We start from the raw sequence: 15797 nt of genomic DNA, 5'->3' as shown, positions 1-15797 counted from the left end.
CTTTTCCATATTTTTCAATCTGATCCTATGCCAATTGTTTCGCGATCTCCCAGGCATGTCCTGCCGGATCGATGAAGGAAGCCGTTCGCACTCCCCATGGCCGGTCGATCGGACCGTTAAGTAGAGCAACTCCCCGGTTTTTCAATTCTTCGCAGACTTCATCTACGTCATCGACCCACATGGTGAGCAGGAAGCGGGATCCTGATTCACGTGTTGCGACTGTTCCCGGTTTCATTAAATCGTGTGACTCGGAAATATCCAAGAGGTTCACGCTCATATTCCCGAAACGAAACACCGAAGAGACCTCGTCTTCATATACGGCTTGAAAGCCGAATACTTCCTGATAGAACGCCTTCACCTGCTGAAAATCCTCCACAAACAGCGTGATGACATCCACATTCCTAGATCCTAAACTCTTCATACGTACCCCCTGCTTTCCGTTTGTAAATGGGTGTTGATTCCATCATAGCAAATATGAAAAATGGGTATTTCTTATGAATTGCTTTCTTATCACGAAACGGTCCGTTAGGCTTACTGACGAAGGTGTTGCATGCTCCGATCACCGTATGCGCATTTCGTGATTTTTATGAAGTTAATAGAGGAAATGCGGTTAAAACAGTTTATGCGCATATTCTATTCGGATTTTTACGAACATTGCTATAATGACAGCACGATATGAAAGCGCATTCTTGCAAGGGGGAACTCGCGTATGCTGGCATTACTTGGATTTCTCATGGTAGCCGTTTTTATGTACTTGATTATGTCGAAACGGCTTTCGGCATTGGTTGCTTTGATTGTTGTTCCTGTTGTATTTGCGTTGATTAGCGGATTTGGTACAGAAATTGGCGACATGATGCTTGCAGGCATCAAGAAAATTGCGCCTACGGGAATCATGCTGTTGTTTGCCATTCTGTACTTTGGAGTCATGATGGATGCAGGTCTGTTTGATCCATTAATTAAAAAAATCGTAAAAATGGTGAAGGGTGATCCACTGAAGGTGATTGTAGGTACAGCGATTCTCGCTACCTTGGTCGCACTGGATGGAGATGGAACCACGACTTATATGATTACCGTTACCGCGATGCTGCCTTTGTATCGCAAGCTGGGAATCAGACCGATGATTTTGGCAGCCATGGCGATGCTCTCACTCGGTGTCATGAACATGACGCCTTGGGGTGGACCGACAGCGCGTGTCATGAGTGTACTCCATATGGATGTTTCCGAGATTTTTGTCCCAGTGATTCCTATGATGATTGGCGGAATTGCGTGGGTGATGATCGTAGCCTGTATTCTGGGCAAACAAGAGCGTAAGCGTCTGGGGATTATTGAGATACCAGATGAAGATTTGAAATCGCTTGCAGGACAAGAAGTGGCAGCGACGGATGAGACCGCTGCACTGAAACGTCCGCGCTTGATCTGGTTCAATCTGTTGTTGACCGCAGCACTGATGGTCGGCCTGATTACGAGCTTTTTGCCACTGCCGACGCTGTTCATGCTCGCTTTTGCGATTGCCCTGTTTGTGAACTATCCGAAAATGCAAGATCAGAAAGAGCGAATTGCCGCCCACGCAGCTAACGCACTGGCTACCGTGTCCATGGTTTTCGCTGCGGGTATCTTTACAGGCATCCTGACTGAAACGAAAATGATCGATGCGATGGCGAGCACACTCGTTTCCTGGATTCCGGATTCACTTGGTTCCCATATGCCTTTACTCGTAGCGCTGACAAGCATGCCATTCACGTATTTCATGTCGAACGATGCGTATTACTTCGGGATCGTTCCCATCCTGGCGAATGCAGCAGCGGCTTACGGAATCGATCCGGCGGAAATTGGTCGCGCTTCCATCCTGGGTCAACCGCTGCATGTACTCAGCCCGTTGTTTGCAGCACAGTACCTGTTGATCGGAATGGTTGGGGTCGATTATGCAGAAACCCAAAAGTTCATCCTGAAATGGGCGTTTGGAACATCGATCGTGATGATTGCGCTTGCTCTTCTTACCGGAGTCATCTCATTTTAGTCAAAGATAAGAAGGAAGAAAGGAAAAAGAGGCCTGCTCATGGCCTCTTTTTCGTCATCGAGCGAAATGAGATACAATGAGAAGAAGAGGAGGGAACGATGTGCGTTTTCACAGCAAGCTGATGTTGATTATTTGTTCGCTCCTTTTTGGTGTGACGGTCATACTCGGTACAATGTTTGAGCAGATGCTGGCGGGCGTATTGGAGCATGAGATCGGGACGCGCGCACTGCATACCGCCAAGACCGTCGCGCAGATGTCCGAGATCAAACAGGCGTTTGACACAGAAGATCCCGCCAAGATTATCAATCCAATCGTGGAAAAAATACGTGTGGACACAAATGCGGCTTTTATCACAGTAGGAAATTTGCAAAGCATTCGCTATTCCCATCCTGATCCAGAGCAGATTGGCAAAAAGATGGTGGGAGGCGACAATGAGGCAGTATTTAAAGGGCAATCTATTATCTCTGAGACAGTCGGTTCGCTTGGCCCTGGACTCAGAGGAAAGACACCGATCTATGATGAGGAAGGAAAGGTGATGGGGGTCGTTTCGGTCGGCTTCTTGTTTGAGGATATAAATGAGACGATCGAATCGTATCGTAATCGAATCTTCGTCATCGGCATCGTCACCTTGCTCTTGGGTGTGGTGGCTACGCTCATTCTTTCACAAAATGTAAAAAAAGCCATATTTGGTTTGGAGCCTGAACAAATCGGGCGATTGTATCAGGAAAATCAAGCCGTGCTGGAATCGATTCGCGAAGGCATTGTGGCGGTCAATAAGGATGGAGCGATCACACTCGCGAATCAGACCGCTCTCCATATGCTGGGGCAAGCGAAGGATAATGACAGGATCATGGACAAACAGGACGAGCTGGTTCGGTCGTTGGGCCTTCATGAGGTGATTGAGACAGGAAAAGCCGAATTTGACCGCGAAACGAAAGTGGACGAGCACATATTAGTGGTGAACCGGGTCCCGATTATGGATAAGGAGCGCCATGTTTTGGGCGCGGTAGCGAGCTTTCGCAATCGGTCCGAGCTGTTCGAGGTCACACAGGAGCTGTCACGAGTGAAGGAGTATGCGGAAGTCCTTCGTTCCCAGACGCACGAGTATTCCAACAAACTGCACCTCATATCAGGACTCATTCAGCTCGAATCGTATCAGGAAGCCATTGAAACGATCTCTTCTGAGTTGAATGTACATGTCCACAATACGACGTTTATTATCCAAGAAGTCCCCGACCCACTGATAGGTGGCTTATTGCTCGGGAAACTGAATCAAGCCAACGAACGCAAAGTGGAATTGAAAATTGATCCAGAAAGCAACTTCCGTGACATTCCTGCCTCGATTGATCGCTCACAGCTGATTGTCATTCTTGGCAATTTGATAGATAATGCGATGGACGCTGTAAAAGCTCCGGGTGCATTTGCACCAGAAATCACGATCTTTTTGCTCAATATGGAAGAGGTCCTGCTCATCGAGGTAGAGGATAGAGGGCCAGGCATCTCCGAAGAAAATGCTGAACGAATCTTTGAGTTGGGCTTCTCTACCAAACAACAGCCGAATCATGGCTACGGACTGCACTTAGTCAAACAAGCTGTTATTCATGTACACGGCAATATTACGCATACAGGTAATCCGGTAGGTGGAACAATTTTTACTGTGACGATACCAAAGGATGCACACACGGCAGAACGGAAGGAGGCCGTACTAGATGATACGGGTACTCATTATTGAGGACGACCTGAGAATCGCAGAGGTAAACCGACGCTTCGTGGAAAAAGTGGAGGGGTACGAGGTGATTGGCATTGCCACGAATGGACAAGAGGCCAAAGACCAAATGGAAATTTTACAGCCCGATCTCGTGTTGCTCGATATTTATTTTCCGGATATGGACGGCCTCGATTTTTTGTCGATCATAAAGGAGCAGTTCCCTACAACGGATGTCATCATGCTGACAGCTGCCAAAGAAGTGGATGCGGTTGTAGAGGCGATTCGCTACGGTGTATTCGATTTTATTACCAAGCCGCTTATTTTTGCACGCCTGCAACAAACGTTACGGAATTACCAGGAGTTCAGGCAAAAGGTCAGTGATTGGAAAAAAGACACCGATCAGATCAGTCAAACCCAAATAGACGAACTTATTGCCCGGACAGGCCAAAAGAAGACACCCGAGACAAAAGCAGTCAAAGGAATTGATCAAATTACGCTGGACAAGATCTCTGGCTTTCTCATGCAGACACAGGAGGCCACAACGGATTTAGTCAGCAAAGAAACAGGCATCAGCCGTTCAACAGCAAGGCGATACCTCGAATATTTGGTAGCCAAAGGAGACGCCATCGCAGACCTTTCGTACGGTGTTGTCGGACGTCCAGAACGCGTGTACAAAAGCGTCGGGCGGCAAAAAGAATAAAAAAACCCTCCGTGCAATCAAGTAAGTTCCAAAGCTTACTTGATTGCACGGAGGGTCTTTTTTTGTACAATGATTTTTGACAAGTATTTAGAAGGTTCCGATGAACTAACAAAGCTGGTGAGAAGAAAAAGCGGAGGGCTCGCAGACCTTGACAACGCCTACCCAGTCGGAACTTCAAAAAGGGGACCACGCTTGTCGAACACTTCTTCCCTGAGAAACTTCCGCCCGTAGGGTGGCTTTGGCTCGACGGGCCCCTTTTTGAAGTGGAGACGGACAGTAAAATCCCCCTTGCGAGCGTGTCAGAGTCGAAGAGAACTGTGCTTTTTCTTCTCCTCCCCTATGTTGACTCAAACCCGGTTCTACTTAATCACACAGCTCGCTTCCACCCGATAAATACGCTGCCCACGAGAAGAAAAGCGCTCCTCGTACTCTGTCATCACATTATCCGCCGCCAGCTTGGACTGGTGCAGATCAAAGGTGATATTGCGCATCTGGAAACGCTCCGCAGCGAATTGGTTGAGTGAAAACTCAAAAAGGTTCTCATTGTCTGTCTTCATATGAAGCTCACCGTCTGCCACAAGCACCTGACGATACGTGTTCAAGAAGCTTTTGTAAGTAAGACGGCGTTTCGCATGACGGGTTTTTGGCCACGGATCACTAAAGTTCAGATAGATGCGAGAAATTTCATGATCGGCAAACAACTCGGTCAACTTGGAAGCGTCGTACTGAACAAAAGCCAGATTCGGAATAGCCTTGTACTCCGTACGCTGGACAGCGCGCAGAACGACCTCTGCCTTCAGTTCAACCGCAATAAAATTGATGTCAGGGTGACGCTCGGCCAATGTATTAATGAAACGTCCTTTTCCACAGCCGATCTCCACGTGAATCGGATTGTTATTCCCGAAGCGTTCCTTCCAATTTCCTTTATAGGAAAGGGGATTGTCTACGAACGTCGGATATTCTCTCAGGGCCGCTTCGGCACCTGGAATGTTACGCAGTCGCATATGTGCCTCCTTCAAAACGAACTCCACTCTACTTTACGATGACTCCCTGCTAGTTGCAAGTAGAGAGAGAAGAAAGAGAAGCGAGATTCCGGAGGCAGATTACGTGAGAAAGGTGCGAAAAGGGGTTTTTTGTAAAAGGTACTGGGACGAAAGTCGCATACAGCACGGATTTTAACATAGGATGGCTGGATAAATTTTGCCAATTTGAGAGGGACATTCTGGTAGGAAAATAGACTGAAAATTTGAGGAATGCCTGTTAAATCAAGCGCGAAGGCGTCAAGCGGTAATCGTGTCCAGTTGAAAAAATCATTTTTGGCAAGTTTTTGGTAATTTCATAGTGTGTGGGCTTTGGTAAAGTAGAGAACAAGTGAGAGGTCAGCCAAACTTTGCATAAAATGGTCCCCTGTTGAGCAGGGATCTTTTTCAAAAGAAAAGGGAGGATGAACAGCATGAAATTACATAAAGCCCTCATAGGAATCGTAATGGGAGTTGCATTGGGAGTCACAGCGATTGTCGCTCCGCTGCCAGGAGAGAAAAATGTAGCTGAGGCGGCATGGACGCAATCCAAGGCGGACAAAGTCATTGCCACGGGAAGAAAGTATATGGGTACTCCTTATAAATTCGGTGCGAGCAGCAATACCACAGCCGTTTTTGATTGCTCTTCCTTTACAAAACGCGTATTTAAAGTCGCAGTCGGCAAGAGCTTGCCACGCACTTCTCGCGATCAAGCCAAGGTAGGAACGAGTGTGTCCAAGTCAAACCTGAAAAAAGGAGACCTGGTGTTCTTCAAGGCGAGTAAAACGACGACGTCCAAACGGATCACACACGTGGCGATCTATGCAGGTAACAACAAACTCCTTCATACATATGGAAAACCAGGAGTGACGTATTCAACCTTTAAGGGCACGTCCTGGGAGAAACGCTTCGTTTCGGCACGGCGAGTCTTGTAATCTACCCGTCTGGCTCTCTACTTACTAATACGTCTCGCACGCGGTAAAGTTGCGATGAGCGAATAGGCAAGTTTTGTAAATAGGATAGGGAAAAGGGATGATCTATTGCAGATCATCCCTTTTTGCTGTCGCGCGAAACTCAATCGGATCTCTTTGCAGGCCGAGCATACTTTTGCCGCCAATAAAAGAAACAGGAAGCAAGAAAGAGGGGGATGGAGGCAAGCAGCATCACTTCCTTGGCCGTAAGTCCGCATGCGATCAATAGACTCGTTATCGCCTGTGAAATCGGCTGCAAGCCTAAAGAGGAGAGCGAAACCAAACTCATGACTTTCCCCAACGAGGCTTGTGGCACCTTTTCCTGAACAAAAGAGAGAATCGGAACATTAATGAGAGAAAACGTGACGCCGAGCGTAAATAGAATAAGCAAGCTGAGCCAGAACTGTTGGGTGAGACTAAAAGCAAAAAAGACAAGTGCTTGCATGATCATGAAAAGAAAGGCGATCTGCAACCTGTTTTGGCCTAGTGTCGTGAGTGTGAGCACGATTGCCCCAGCAAGCATGCCAAAAGCGAGTGCCCCTTCCAAAAAGCTGTACTGCAGCGTAGAACCAGCTAGCACCTGATCTACAAAAATCGGCAAGCCGATATATAAGGGGCCCATCAAAAATACGTTCAAGCAGATGATGGAGGTCAATAGCAAGGGAAGGAAATCTGATTGTTTGACATAGCAGAAGCTTTCCTCTATAGATTCCTTGAGTCGTTGCTGTGGTTTGGAAAGAACTGCTGGTTCCTGTTTCGGCATGCACCATGCAGATACACTTGCAACCAGCAGAAGCAAGCCAACAAAGCCGTATAAAAGGGGGTAACTTCCCCACTCAATCACAAAACCGGCAAGAACAGGACCGAGCAGTTGTGAGGTTTGGTTTGTCGTTTGTAGCACAGAATTCGCTCGCAAAAGGGAGGAAGAGGGTACGATTGACGGAATGAACGAATTTTGAGCTGGCCAATAAAAGGCATCAATGGTACCGAAGAAGAGAGCGAACCAAATAAATAGCGCCAGCGAGGAATACCCCCACCAGATGATTCCTCCAAGCAACAGCATCAAAAATGCTTTCAACATGCTTGTGATTGACAGGATTCTCTTTTTGCTCATCCGATCAGCGAGCGTTCCGCCTATCAGCATGAAGACGATCCTGGGAATGGTTGCCGCCATAAATACGATGCCTAATGAGGCTTCCTGAGATAAAACCTGGATGATATACCAGGTTTGCGAGAAAAGAAAGAGTGAGATACTGAGTCCGGAACAAAGGGCGGACATCCAAAGAAGGGTAAAAGGTTTCGTAAACAAGCGGGATGTATCCGCTGAGGGAAGGCTAGATTGCTTGGGGACAGCTTCCATGGAAATTCACTCTCCTTATTATTAACCGGTTAAAAAATATTAACCGTATGTCTGAAAGAAAAACCTACTCGAATAGGCTTTTCATACACATGTGGACTTATCGGATTACATGTTCCTTTGTTACTCCTGTCCATCCTTTTTAAATAACGGTTCATCAATTTGAAATCCCGTAATCATCAGGTAGTAATCCTGCTTCGAAGAGGGGTCATCCAGGGAGCGTTGCTGCAATTCGTGGAGTAGGCTCCGGTATTTTTGTAAAAAGGACACAAACGCTTGCTCACTGACTCTGACTTCAGACTGTAGGGAGATGCGCGGCCATTTCTCGACTTCCGTTGATGTCAGTGCAAAGGCTTCTTCAGGAGCACTGAGCGCTCTTGTTTTCGCCCGTTGCAACACTTCGACATAGGATTGTCTGGTAGCCTCCTTCGACTCCGTATACGTGAGCAGATGATCAGCGGGTATGAAGCCTCTTGCCACCGCCTGATAGTATTTGAGAATGTTGCCGCCCTTCTCTTCCTTTTTAACCAGCTGGATGATGCCATGCTTCTCCAACTCACGCAGGTGGTACAGAATCTTCGCACGAGACAGTCCAAAAAGCTGGGAAAGCTGTTGCCCCGTGTGCGGCTTTTCCACCAGATGCATCAGCATTTTCGTGCGTAACGGGTCACTGATCACTTTTAGCTGATCGTAGTTTTCGATGATAAAAATCGACTTTTGCTCCAATATGCATCACAATCCTTTTAACCAGTTAAAATTTATTAACTTGATTGTATGAGGGGATATATGGAAAAGTCAATACAAAAACCCTTCCTGAGTGACGGTGATTCACAAAGGAAGGGTTTTGGCTTTACTTGCAACACTAGATTTTCAAAATACCACCCATGCTCGCATTCGTTACCAGCTTGGAGTAACGAGCCAGATAGCCTGTTTTTACCTTCGGCTCGAATTCTTTCCAGCCTTCCTTGCGGCGAGCCAGCTCGGCTTCATCCACGAGCAGTTGCATCGTGCGCTCCTCGAGGTCAATCGAGATGATATCTCCGTCCTGTACGAACGCAATTGGACCGCCTTCTGCGGCTTCTGGAGACACGTGACCGATACTGATTCCGCGAGAAGCACCGGAGAAGCGTCCGTCTGTAACGAGGGCGACTTCTTTACCGAGACCCATACCCACGATTTGCGAGGTAGGAGCCAACATTTCTGGCATACCTGGTCCGCCTTTAGGACCCTCATAGCGGATGACGACAACATGACCAGATTTGATTTTGCCAGCAGCGATTCCTGCCAGAGCTTCCTCTTGGGAGTCGAAGCAGATGGCTGGACCTTCGTGCTTTTTAATAGAAGGATCGACACCGCCTGTTTTGATGATCGAGCCTTGTTCCGCCAGGTTACCGAACAGAACTGCGAGACCGCCAGAAGCGCTGTACGGGTTATCAAGGCGACGAATGACTTGATCGTTTTTGATTTCAGCGTCAGCGATGTTTTCGCCAAGGGTTTTGCCCGTGACTGTGATACGGTCTGGATGGATCGCGCCTGCTTTTTTCGCGATTTCTTTCAGAACCGCAGATACGCCGCCTGCCTCGTGGCAATCCTCGATATGATAGTCGGAGGAAGGAGCCAGCTTGCAAATATGTGGAATGCGCTTTGCTACTTCGTTGATGCGCTCGATTGGGTATTCGATACCTGCTTCTTGTGCGATAGCCAGTGTATGAAGAACGGTATTGGTTGACCCGCCCATCGCCATGTCGAGAGCGAATGCATCGTCGATTGCCTCGAGTGTCACGATGTCGCGTGGCTTGATGTCGCGTTCAATCAGATTTTTCAGTTTTTCAGCAGATGCTTGTACCAGCTCGCGACGTTCAGGAGAGACAGCGAGTACGGTACCGTTGCCTGGCAGAGCCAATCCGATGGCTTCGAGCAGACAGTTCATCGAGTTCGCTGTAAACATACCGGAACAAGAACCGCAAGTCGGGCATCCATATTGCTCCAGCTCTTCGAGTTGCTGGTCGTTGATCAAGCCTGCTTGGTGAGCGCCGACACCCTCGAATACGGAGGAAAGCGAGATGGAGCGGCCATCACTCGTTTTTCCGGCTTTCATAGGACCGCCGGTTACAAATACGGTTGGAATGTTGACACGAAGCGCACCCATGATCATCCCAGGCGTGATCTTGTCACAGTTTGGAATACAGATCATGCCATCAAACCAGTGAGCAGCGACAACGGTTTCCAAGCTGTCTGCGATGATCTCGCGGCTCGGGAGGGAGTAGCGCATCCCGATATGTCCCATAGCGATTCCGTCGTCAACACCAATCGTATTGAATTCGAATGGAACCATGCCAGCAGCGCGAACGGCTTCCTTGACCAGTTTTCCAAACTCCTGCAAGTGCACGTGACCTGGAATAATGTCGATGTACGAGTTGCAAATAGCGATAAACGGTTTATCGAAATCCTCATCCTTTACACCTGCTGCACGAAGCAAGCTGCGGTGTGGTGCGCGGTCGAATCCTTTTTTGATCATATCACTTCGTTGTCTGGCCAATTTGAAAAACTCCCTTCCAATACGGATCATGCCTGTCTTATGTTTTGAACTATCTTATCAATTTTTAATTACAGAAACAACCTTAAAAGTCTGAACATTCGCTCAGCCCCGGGTGGTTCGGAGAGCTGCTCTCGATTGGGATACGTTTAGGAATCATAGCGAAATCAGCTTGTTTGGGATAAAATAGAAGAATCGACTCTATTTCGTTTGGAGTGAACAAAATGTTAGATGAGTTAAAAAACATCTGGTCGGACGGGAATGAAGAGGAGCGCCGCATTCTCGAGCTGGCTGTTGCTGCCATTCATCAAAAGCGGGAACGGAATAGCGCGTTTATCTCTGGGTTTCTCGGATTAAAGGGAGAGTTCATAGACGAAGAAAGACAGTCATATCGCTTTGAATTGCCTCTGACCCCTTTTATGCACAATTCAGGGGGAGTTGTTCATGGAGGAATTCTTGCGATCTTGATCGATTCAGCGATGGGCTCCTTGATCAATCGGTCCTTGCCACCCGATCAGTATGCAGTGACGACAGAGCTAAAGCTCAACTATTTGCTTCCGGGAAAAGGGGAGCGGCTGCGCGCTGAAGCGAGCTTTTTGCATCGCGGACACACATTGGTCGTCATGGAGGGCAGTGTTTACGATGATCGGGATAGGCGGGTCGCCCACGGTACAGGAACGTTCATTGTTCTCACCAGAAATGGACGGAAATAAAAAGAACCTCGCTTCCCATCAAAAAGGTGGGAGCGAGGGGTGACGGCGTTATTTAATGACAACGAGACCGCTGTATTCCGAGATATAGGTGAGCATTTTGGTGGAAAGCGGCACGATAAACTCCATGTCTTCTTTTTCTGCGATACCGGATCGTGAAACTATCCGCGCCCACTTGGCGGTCAGCTTGTAGTAATCGGAACCAAACGAGGCGTGTACCGTCTCACTCCGATGCCGAAACGTGACTGGGCTTGTGTCCAGCTTCATCGGGACCATGCTGATGATATCCTGCAAAAACAAATGGTAGGTCGTGTGTGGCTTGAAAAAAACGAGCTCCTTTGTGGTGACAGAGAAGCCGTAGCTATTGTTCATTTGGGTGAATTTGAGTTCACCTTCCATATTTTTCAGCCGAATGAAGTCGGTGTTCATGTTTATCCCCCTCCTTCGGGTATCTCTCTATGATAGTAATCTTTCCTATACAAGTGCAAGTGGAAGGTTGTTCAAAAAAATTGTTCCCAATGTAATAAAGGAGCGAAATGTCATGATCGAAATTGCAAAAGAAGCAGCAAGTGTCGCAGGTGCGTTTTTGAAGGAACGTTTTCTCGAACAACTCGTGCCCGATGAGGAATTGCATAACGACGTGAAGCTGCCAGAGGATAAAGGCAGTGAACAGCGCATCATCGAGGTACTGCATCGCCACTTCCCGACACATACTATTTTTTCTGAAGAGGTCGGAATGGTTTCCCGTGAGGAAGAGTATCTGTGGATTATCGATCCTTTAGATGGAACGAATAACTATTTTATCGGCTATCCGTATTTCTCGATTTCGATTGCGTTGCAGCACAAGGGCGAGCTGGTGCTGGGCGTCGTCTATAATCCGGTAGCAGGTCAAATGTTTTGGGCGGAAAAAGGAAAAGGAGCCTATTTGAACGGAAAACGATTGAACGTTAATAACCGCCAAGACCTCACACGTGCAGTGGGGACATACATCCGTGGGCGCAACACGGTAACGAAGGAAGAAGAGATGGCTTTTACGGAACCGTTTGTATTCCAGACCAAGCGTCTCATGCGAAATATTGCGCCTGCACTGGACTGGTGCTTGCTGGCAAACGGATGGCTCGATTATATCGTGATGCAACGCTCCAATATTATGGATGTGGCCGCCGGAATTGTGATCGCCCAGGAGGCGGGTGCAACGATTACGGACTGGTCTGGAAAGCCGTATATGCATGAACCATTCCAACAGGATTACACTCCTTCATTCGTGGCGAGCAACGGACATTTGCATGAAACCATTCGCGGTATGATTCGACAGTAACGGGAACAAAAGAAGCAGGACTTATGTCGTGCAACCAAATGTTTCGGCTCACGTATAAAAAAGTTGCGAATGCTGGCATAGGTAAAAGAGGTGAGAAAAATGGCACGATTGGAATATCGGCTACTGGATGAGGCGAGGGGATACCCAGTTCAGTTTTACTATGACAACGTGGACAAAGATGAGGTCTCCTTGCGTTTTACTTGCGATTATTTGGTGAAAGGGCATGTCGTCTATGAAAAGACGTCCTGTGCAATTGAAAACGATACGTATGTCATTTACGTCAAGCGCTCAACAGAAGAGCAAGCTGTCGATTATGCGGAGGCTGTGTCTGCACGCTGGGGCAGCATCCAGATCGAAATGCGTGAATATCAAGAAAATGCAAGCGTTTATCCGCTCGTACACACGTTTTATTTCAAGGACGATGACGATGCTCTCTTGCATTTGCAAAGTGACTACTTGTATGTGAATGGACGCGAATGGGAGAAGACATCGGCCGAGGTGGATGAAGATCGGCAGGTTTATGTTTACTACGCGAAGCCAGTGTAGGAGGAAGAAAATGGCACAAACGAAATCGAAGAAAGTAGTCGGTCTGTTCGTCGCAGCTGCACTTGCGGTCAGCGGTTGTTCTTCCGGGGACGACTATGATGATGATTGCTACGATAACGACAATGACGGCTATTGTGACGATAACAGCAGTGGGGGTTCAAGCTCTACTTACAGGTCTTACAAGAGCAAATCCGGAGTATCGAGTGGGATAAGCACGAGCAGCTCCAAGGGCGGTATCGGCAGCTCGGGCTATTCCAGCTCCGGGTGAGGTGAGGGAAATGGAAGCCCATAACCAACGAGAACGTGAGGCGCTGTACGGCCCGATGCGGGAAGAGGGCGTATTTACCTGGGATTGGATGTATGGCGAGGAGTATGCGCTATATGATATCCACCTGATCTCTCCCGCTTTTCGAGAAGAAATCGCGATGGCAACCGAGCGGCTTGGGCAAATCTTTACCAAGGTCGTTCCCGTATTGCAGCGTGCAGAGGACTCCCTGTTGTTAGAACTAGGAGTGCCAATGCAGGCATTACAGGCAGTCAGGATCGTCGTTTCCCAAACGGTGCCGACTGTGATTGGACGCTTTGATTTTGCCCAGACGACAGAAGGATTGAAGATGCTCGAGTGTAACAGCGATACCCCTACCGGAATCGTCGAGGCTTTTTATGTGAACGGCCGTGCTTGTCGCCATTTCCTGCGCGAGGACCCGAATGAAGGGATGGAGCGGCAGTTGCGTTCGGCATTCAGTAAGGTGTTCGACGCCTATCGGGCGCAAGGCTATGATACAGATTCTATCTGGTTTAGCTCGCTCGACTGGCATGAGGAAGACAAGGGAACGACGTTGTACTTACTGGACCAATCGGGTCTGCCTGCCCGGTTTGCCGCTTTGGAGCATTTGCGTGTTTGGCAAGATCGTCTCTATGTAAAGGAGAATGAGGAGCTATTACCAGTCGATGTGCTGTACCGCCTGCATGCTTTGGAAAAACTGGCGGTAGAACAGGATGAAGATGGTTATCCGACAGGTGAGCATGTGCTCTCGCTGATTGCCCGCAAAAAGCTGGCCATTATTAATCCTCCTTCTGCGTTTCTCATTCAGACGAAGGCTTTGCAGGCGCTCATCTGGAACTTACATGAGGCGAGTGAGTTTTTCACCGAAGAAGAGCACGCGATCATCGAAGCTTACATGCTGCCGACTTATTTTGAAAATCGGTTTGCAGGCAGGGAGGACTACGTCACGAAGCCGATTTTTGGGCGGGAAGGTGGTGGTGTCATGCTGTTTGCATCAGATGGTACGCTGCAAGAGAAGGATCAGGAAGAGTTTTACTGGGAGCAGCCGATGATTTATCAGAGACGGGTAGAGCTTCCAGAGATAACGGTTCAGACGATGAAGGGAGCATATGCTGGACGGCTGCTCTGGGGGTCCTTTTGGATCGGTACAGAGGCATCGGCCATTGTAGCTCGTGTCGGGGGACCGATAACAAACAACCTATCCTATTATTTGCCGGTCGGCATAGACAAGTAGTGAAAGGAGAGGACAACGTACATGTTGGGACAATTGGATTACGTTGTAAACTTTTTAGCGTATTTGGCAGTGACCATTCCCATATTGGCTGTAGGGATTTTTGTGTTTACGATTACGACTCCTTACAAGGAGTTTGATCTGATCAAGCAGGGAGCACAGACTGATGATCCGAAGAAAATGGCAGCGGCAAAAGCAGCCTCGCACGATTTGGGAGGGAAAATCATCGGTTTGGCAATCGTCCTCGCTTCGGCTGTATACCACTCGGTTAACTTGTGGGATTTGGTCATCTGGGGTATTGTAGGAATGGTATTTCAAGTCATCGTTTTTTATTTGTTCGAATGGATCACACCATTTAAAGTCGTGTCTGAAATTCCGAACGGAAACGTATCCGTCGGTATTTTCGCTTCGCGGTTGAGTATTGCCGCGGGCTTGTTGATGGCTGCGCTGATCAGTTACTAAGCATGGAAAGAGGCGTTCACCTTCGAAGTCTGGTGCTCATGTAGGTTCTCTACATTTGGCTCCTCCCGCTTCAGGTTCCCGCCTCTTTTTCGATGCGGAACTGATCCTATTTTGAATAGGCACTTATGAGCACAGGGAGGAGTCTTTTTGTTCTGGCGCGTCATGTATGAGATTTTTATCATTATGCTAGTGATTACGTATGCGATCCTGTTGTTCGCAGACTTCTCTAATCATCCACTCTTGACGGATGAACTGATGGACAAGGTAGACACTTGGCTGATCATCATGCTGATTGTCGAGTATTTGGTCCGGCTATGGAGGGCGAAAGACAAGCGGAAATTCGCTTTGGCCAACTGGTTCGATCTGATTGCAATGATTCCATTGGACTCTTATTTGTATTTAGCCAGAATCATGCGCGTGCTTCGGCTGGTGCGCATCGTGCGCGCTTCACCGTTTTTGTTGGGAATCATTCGTTCAGGTCCGATGCGTCAAGTATTTGGCGTCGTCACGATTATCATGCTGTGGAGCTCGACTGCGATTTATTTGCTGGAATACGGTGTAAACGAGAATATCAAAAGCTTCCCGGATGCGTTGTGGTGGTCGATTGTGACAACCACGACAGTCGGCTACGGTGATATTTCGCCTGTGACGTCAGGTGGAAGGATCATGGCGGCGATCTTGATGATTACGGGGATCGGAATGCTGGGAGCCTTGACGGCAAACTTTGCTACGCATTGGACAGAGACACATGAAAGCAAAAGCCCAGATGAGAAAGATCGCTTGACCGAAGAGATCAAAAAGCAGACGATCACAAATATCCGACAGATCGAAAACTTGACCGAGCGCGAGTATGAGACGCTCAAAGAAAGTATGGATTTGCTGTACCGTCGAACGAGGAAAAAGAGTGAGGAATAAGGGGAGAGCTGTCAGGCATTA

At 48.1% G+C, this 15797-nt stretch carries 17 protein-coding genes; 11 read left to right on the top strand and 6 right to left on the bottom strand.

Annotated elements, in window-relative coordinates:
- Positions 1 to 25 precede the first annotated feature (25 nt).
- A complete protein-coding gene (locus HP570_RS20940; RefSeq protein WP_015892530.1) occupies positions 26 to 421 on the bottom strand; it encodes a VOC family protein in 396 nt (131 codons plus the stop codon).
- Positions 422 to 709: 288 nt separating this feature from the next.
- On the opposite strand from HP570_RS20940, the gene HP570_RS20935 reads away from it, so the two are divergent.
- The 3 genes from HP570_RS20935 to HP570_RS20925 all read left to right on the top strand — a co-directional run bounded on the left by HP570_RS20935 (position 710) and on the right by HP570_RS20925 (position 4425).
- Positions 710 to 2017, top strand: a complete 1308-nt coding sequence (locus HP570_RS20935) for a CitMHS family transporter (RefSeq protein ID WP_173627006.1) — start codon at positions 710 to 712, stop codon at positions 2015 to 2017.
- Between the two features lie 100 nt (positions 2018 to 2117).
- Positions 2118 to 3749, top strand: coding sequence for an ATP-binding protein (locus HP570_RS20930; protein WP_483862095.1), 1632 nt, complete (start codon positions 2118 to 2120; stop codon positions 3747 to 3749).
- Positions 3727 to 4425, top strand: a complete 699-nt coding sequence (locus tag HP570_RS20925; RefSeq protein WP_016743028.1) for a DUF977 family protein — start codon at positions 3727 to 3729, stop codon at positions 4423 to 4425. The genes HP570_RS20930 and HP570_RS20925 overlap by 23 nt, the downstream gene beginning before the upstream one ends.
- Before the next feature lie 359 nt (positions 4426 to 4784).
- On the opposite strand, the gene trmB is transcribed toward HP570_RS20925, so the two are convergent.
- The gene (gene trmB, locus HP570_RS20920) at positions 4785 to 5429 is read right to left on the bottom strand and encodes a tRNA (guanosine(46)-N7)-methyltransferase TrmB (RefSeq protein ID WP_016743027.1); all 645 of its coding nucleotides are present in this window, start codon (positions 5427 to 5429) and stop codon (positions 4785 to 4787) included.
- Between the two features lie 449 nt (positions 5430 to 5878).
- On the opposite strand from trmB, the gene HP570_RS20915 reads away from it, so the two are divergent.
- A complete protein-coding gene (locus HP570_RS20915) occupies positions 5879 to 6379 on the top strand; it encodes a C40 family peptidase (RefSeq protein ID WP_015892523.1) in 501 nt (166 codons plus the stop codon).
- Positions 6380 to 6518: 139 nt separating this feature from the next.
- Here HP570_RS20915 and HP570_RS20910 read toward each other — a convergent pair whose 3' ends face one another.
- The 3 genes from HP570_RS20910 to ilvD form a co-directional block, all read right to left on the bottom strand.
- Positions 6519 to 7775: an MFS transporter gene (locus HP570_RS20910; protein ID WP_173627004.1), complete on the bottom strand. Its 1257-nt coding sequence runs from the start codon at positions 7773 to 7775 to the stop codon at positions 6519 to 6521.
- A gap of 120 nt (positions 7776 to 7895) precedes the next feature.
- Positions 7896 to 8498 (bottom strand): ArsR/SmtB family transcription factor, encoded by a 603-nt coding sequence (locus HP570_RS20905; protein WP_173627003.1) that lies wholly within the window; start codon positions 8496 to 8498, stop codon positions 7896 to 7898.
- A gap of 136 nt (positions 8499 to 8634) precedes the next feature.
- Positions 8635 to 10311, bottom strand: a complete 1677-nt coding sequence (ilvD, locus tag HP570_RS20900) for a dihydroxy-acid dehydratase (RefSeq protein WP_015892520.1) — start codon at positions 10309 to 10311, stop codon at positions 8635 to 8637.
- Positions 10312 to 10532: 221 nt separating this feature from the next.
- Here ilvD and HP570_RS20895 point away from each other — a divergent pair, with 221 nt between their 5' ends.
- The gene (locus HP570_RS20895) at positions 10533 to 11021 is read left to right on the top strand and encodes a PaaI family thioesterase (RefSeq protein WP_015892519.1); all 489 of its coding nucleotides are present in this window, start codon (positions 10533 to 10535) and stop codon (positions 11019 to 11021) included.
- A 48-nt stretch (positions 11022 to 11069) separates the two neighbouring features.
- Here the strand turns inward: HP570_RS20895 and HP570_RS20890 are convergent, their stop codons facing one another.
- The gene (locus HP570_RS20890; protein ID WP_016743021.1) at positions 11070 to 11447 is read right to left on the bottom strand and encodes a hypothetical protein; all 378 of its coding nucleotides are present in this window, start codon (positions 11445 to 11447) and stop codon (positions 11070 to 11072) included.
- A 112-nt stretch (positions 11448 to 11559) separates the two neighbouring features.
- Between HP570_RS20890 and HP570_RS20885 the strand changes: the two genes are divergently transcribed.
- The 6 genes from HP570_RS20885 (at position 11560) to HP570_RS20860 (ending at position 15776) form a co-directional block, all read left to right on the top strand.
- Positions 11560 to 12336, top strand: a complete 777-nt coding sequence (locus HP570_RS20885) for an inositol monophosphatase family protein (RefSeq protein WP_173627002.1) — start codon at positions 11560 to 11562, stop codon at positions 12334 to 12336.
- A 99-nt stretch (positions 12337 to 12435) separates the two neighbouring features.
- Positions 12436 to 12882 carry a hypothetical protein gene (locus HP570_RS20880; protein ID WP_173627001.1) on the top strand — a complete coding sequence of 149 codons (447 nt, stop codon included), beginning with the start codon at positions 12436 to 12438 and terminating at the stop codon, positions 12880 to 12882.
- Positions 12883 to 12892: 10 nt separating this feature from the next.
- Positions 12893 to 13150 (top strand): hypothetical protein, encoded by a 258-nt coding sequence (locus tag HP570_RS20875; protein ID WP_087346303.1) that lies wholly within the window; start codon positions 12893 to 12895, stop codon positions 13148 to 13150.
- A gap of 10 nt (positions 13151 to 13160) precedes the next feature.
- A complete protein-coding gene (locus HP570_RS20870) occupies positions 13161 to 14402 on the top strand; it encodes a glutathionylspermidine synthase family protein (RefSeq protein WP_173627000.1) in 1242 nt (413 codons plus the stop codon).
- Between the two features lie 21 nt (positions 14403 to 14423).
- Positions 14424 to 14861, top strand: coding sequence for a DUF350 domain-containing protein (locus HP570_RS20865; protein WP_015892514.1), 438 nt, complete (start codon positions 14424 to 14426; stop codon positions 14859 to 14861).
- Positions 14862 to 15008: 147 nt separating this feature from the next.
- Positions 15009 to 15776, top strand: a complete 768-nt coding sequence (locus HP570_RS20860; protein WP_173626999.1) for a potassium channel family protein — start codon at positions 15009 to 15011, stop codon at positions 15774 to 15776.
- Positions 15777 to 15797 lie beyond the last annotated feature (21 nt).

Source organism: Brevibacillus sp. RS1.1, assembly GCF_013284365.1.
GTDB lineage: Bacteria > Bacillota > Bacilli > Brevibacillales > Brevibacillaceae > Brevibacillus > Brevibacillus brevis_D.
The sequence above is the reverse complement of the archived record's forward strand: the minus strand, read 5'-3'. Positions and strand labels throughout refer to the sequence as shown.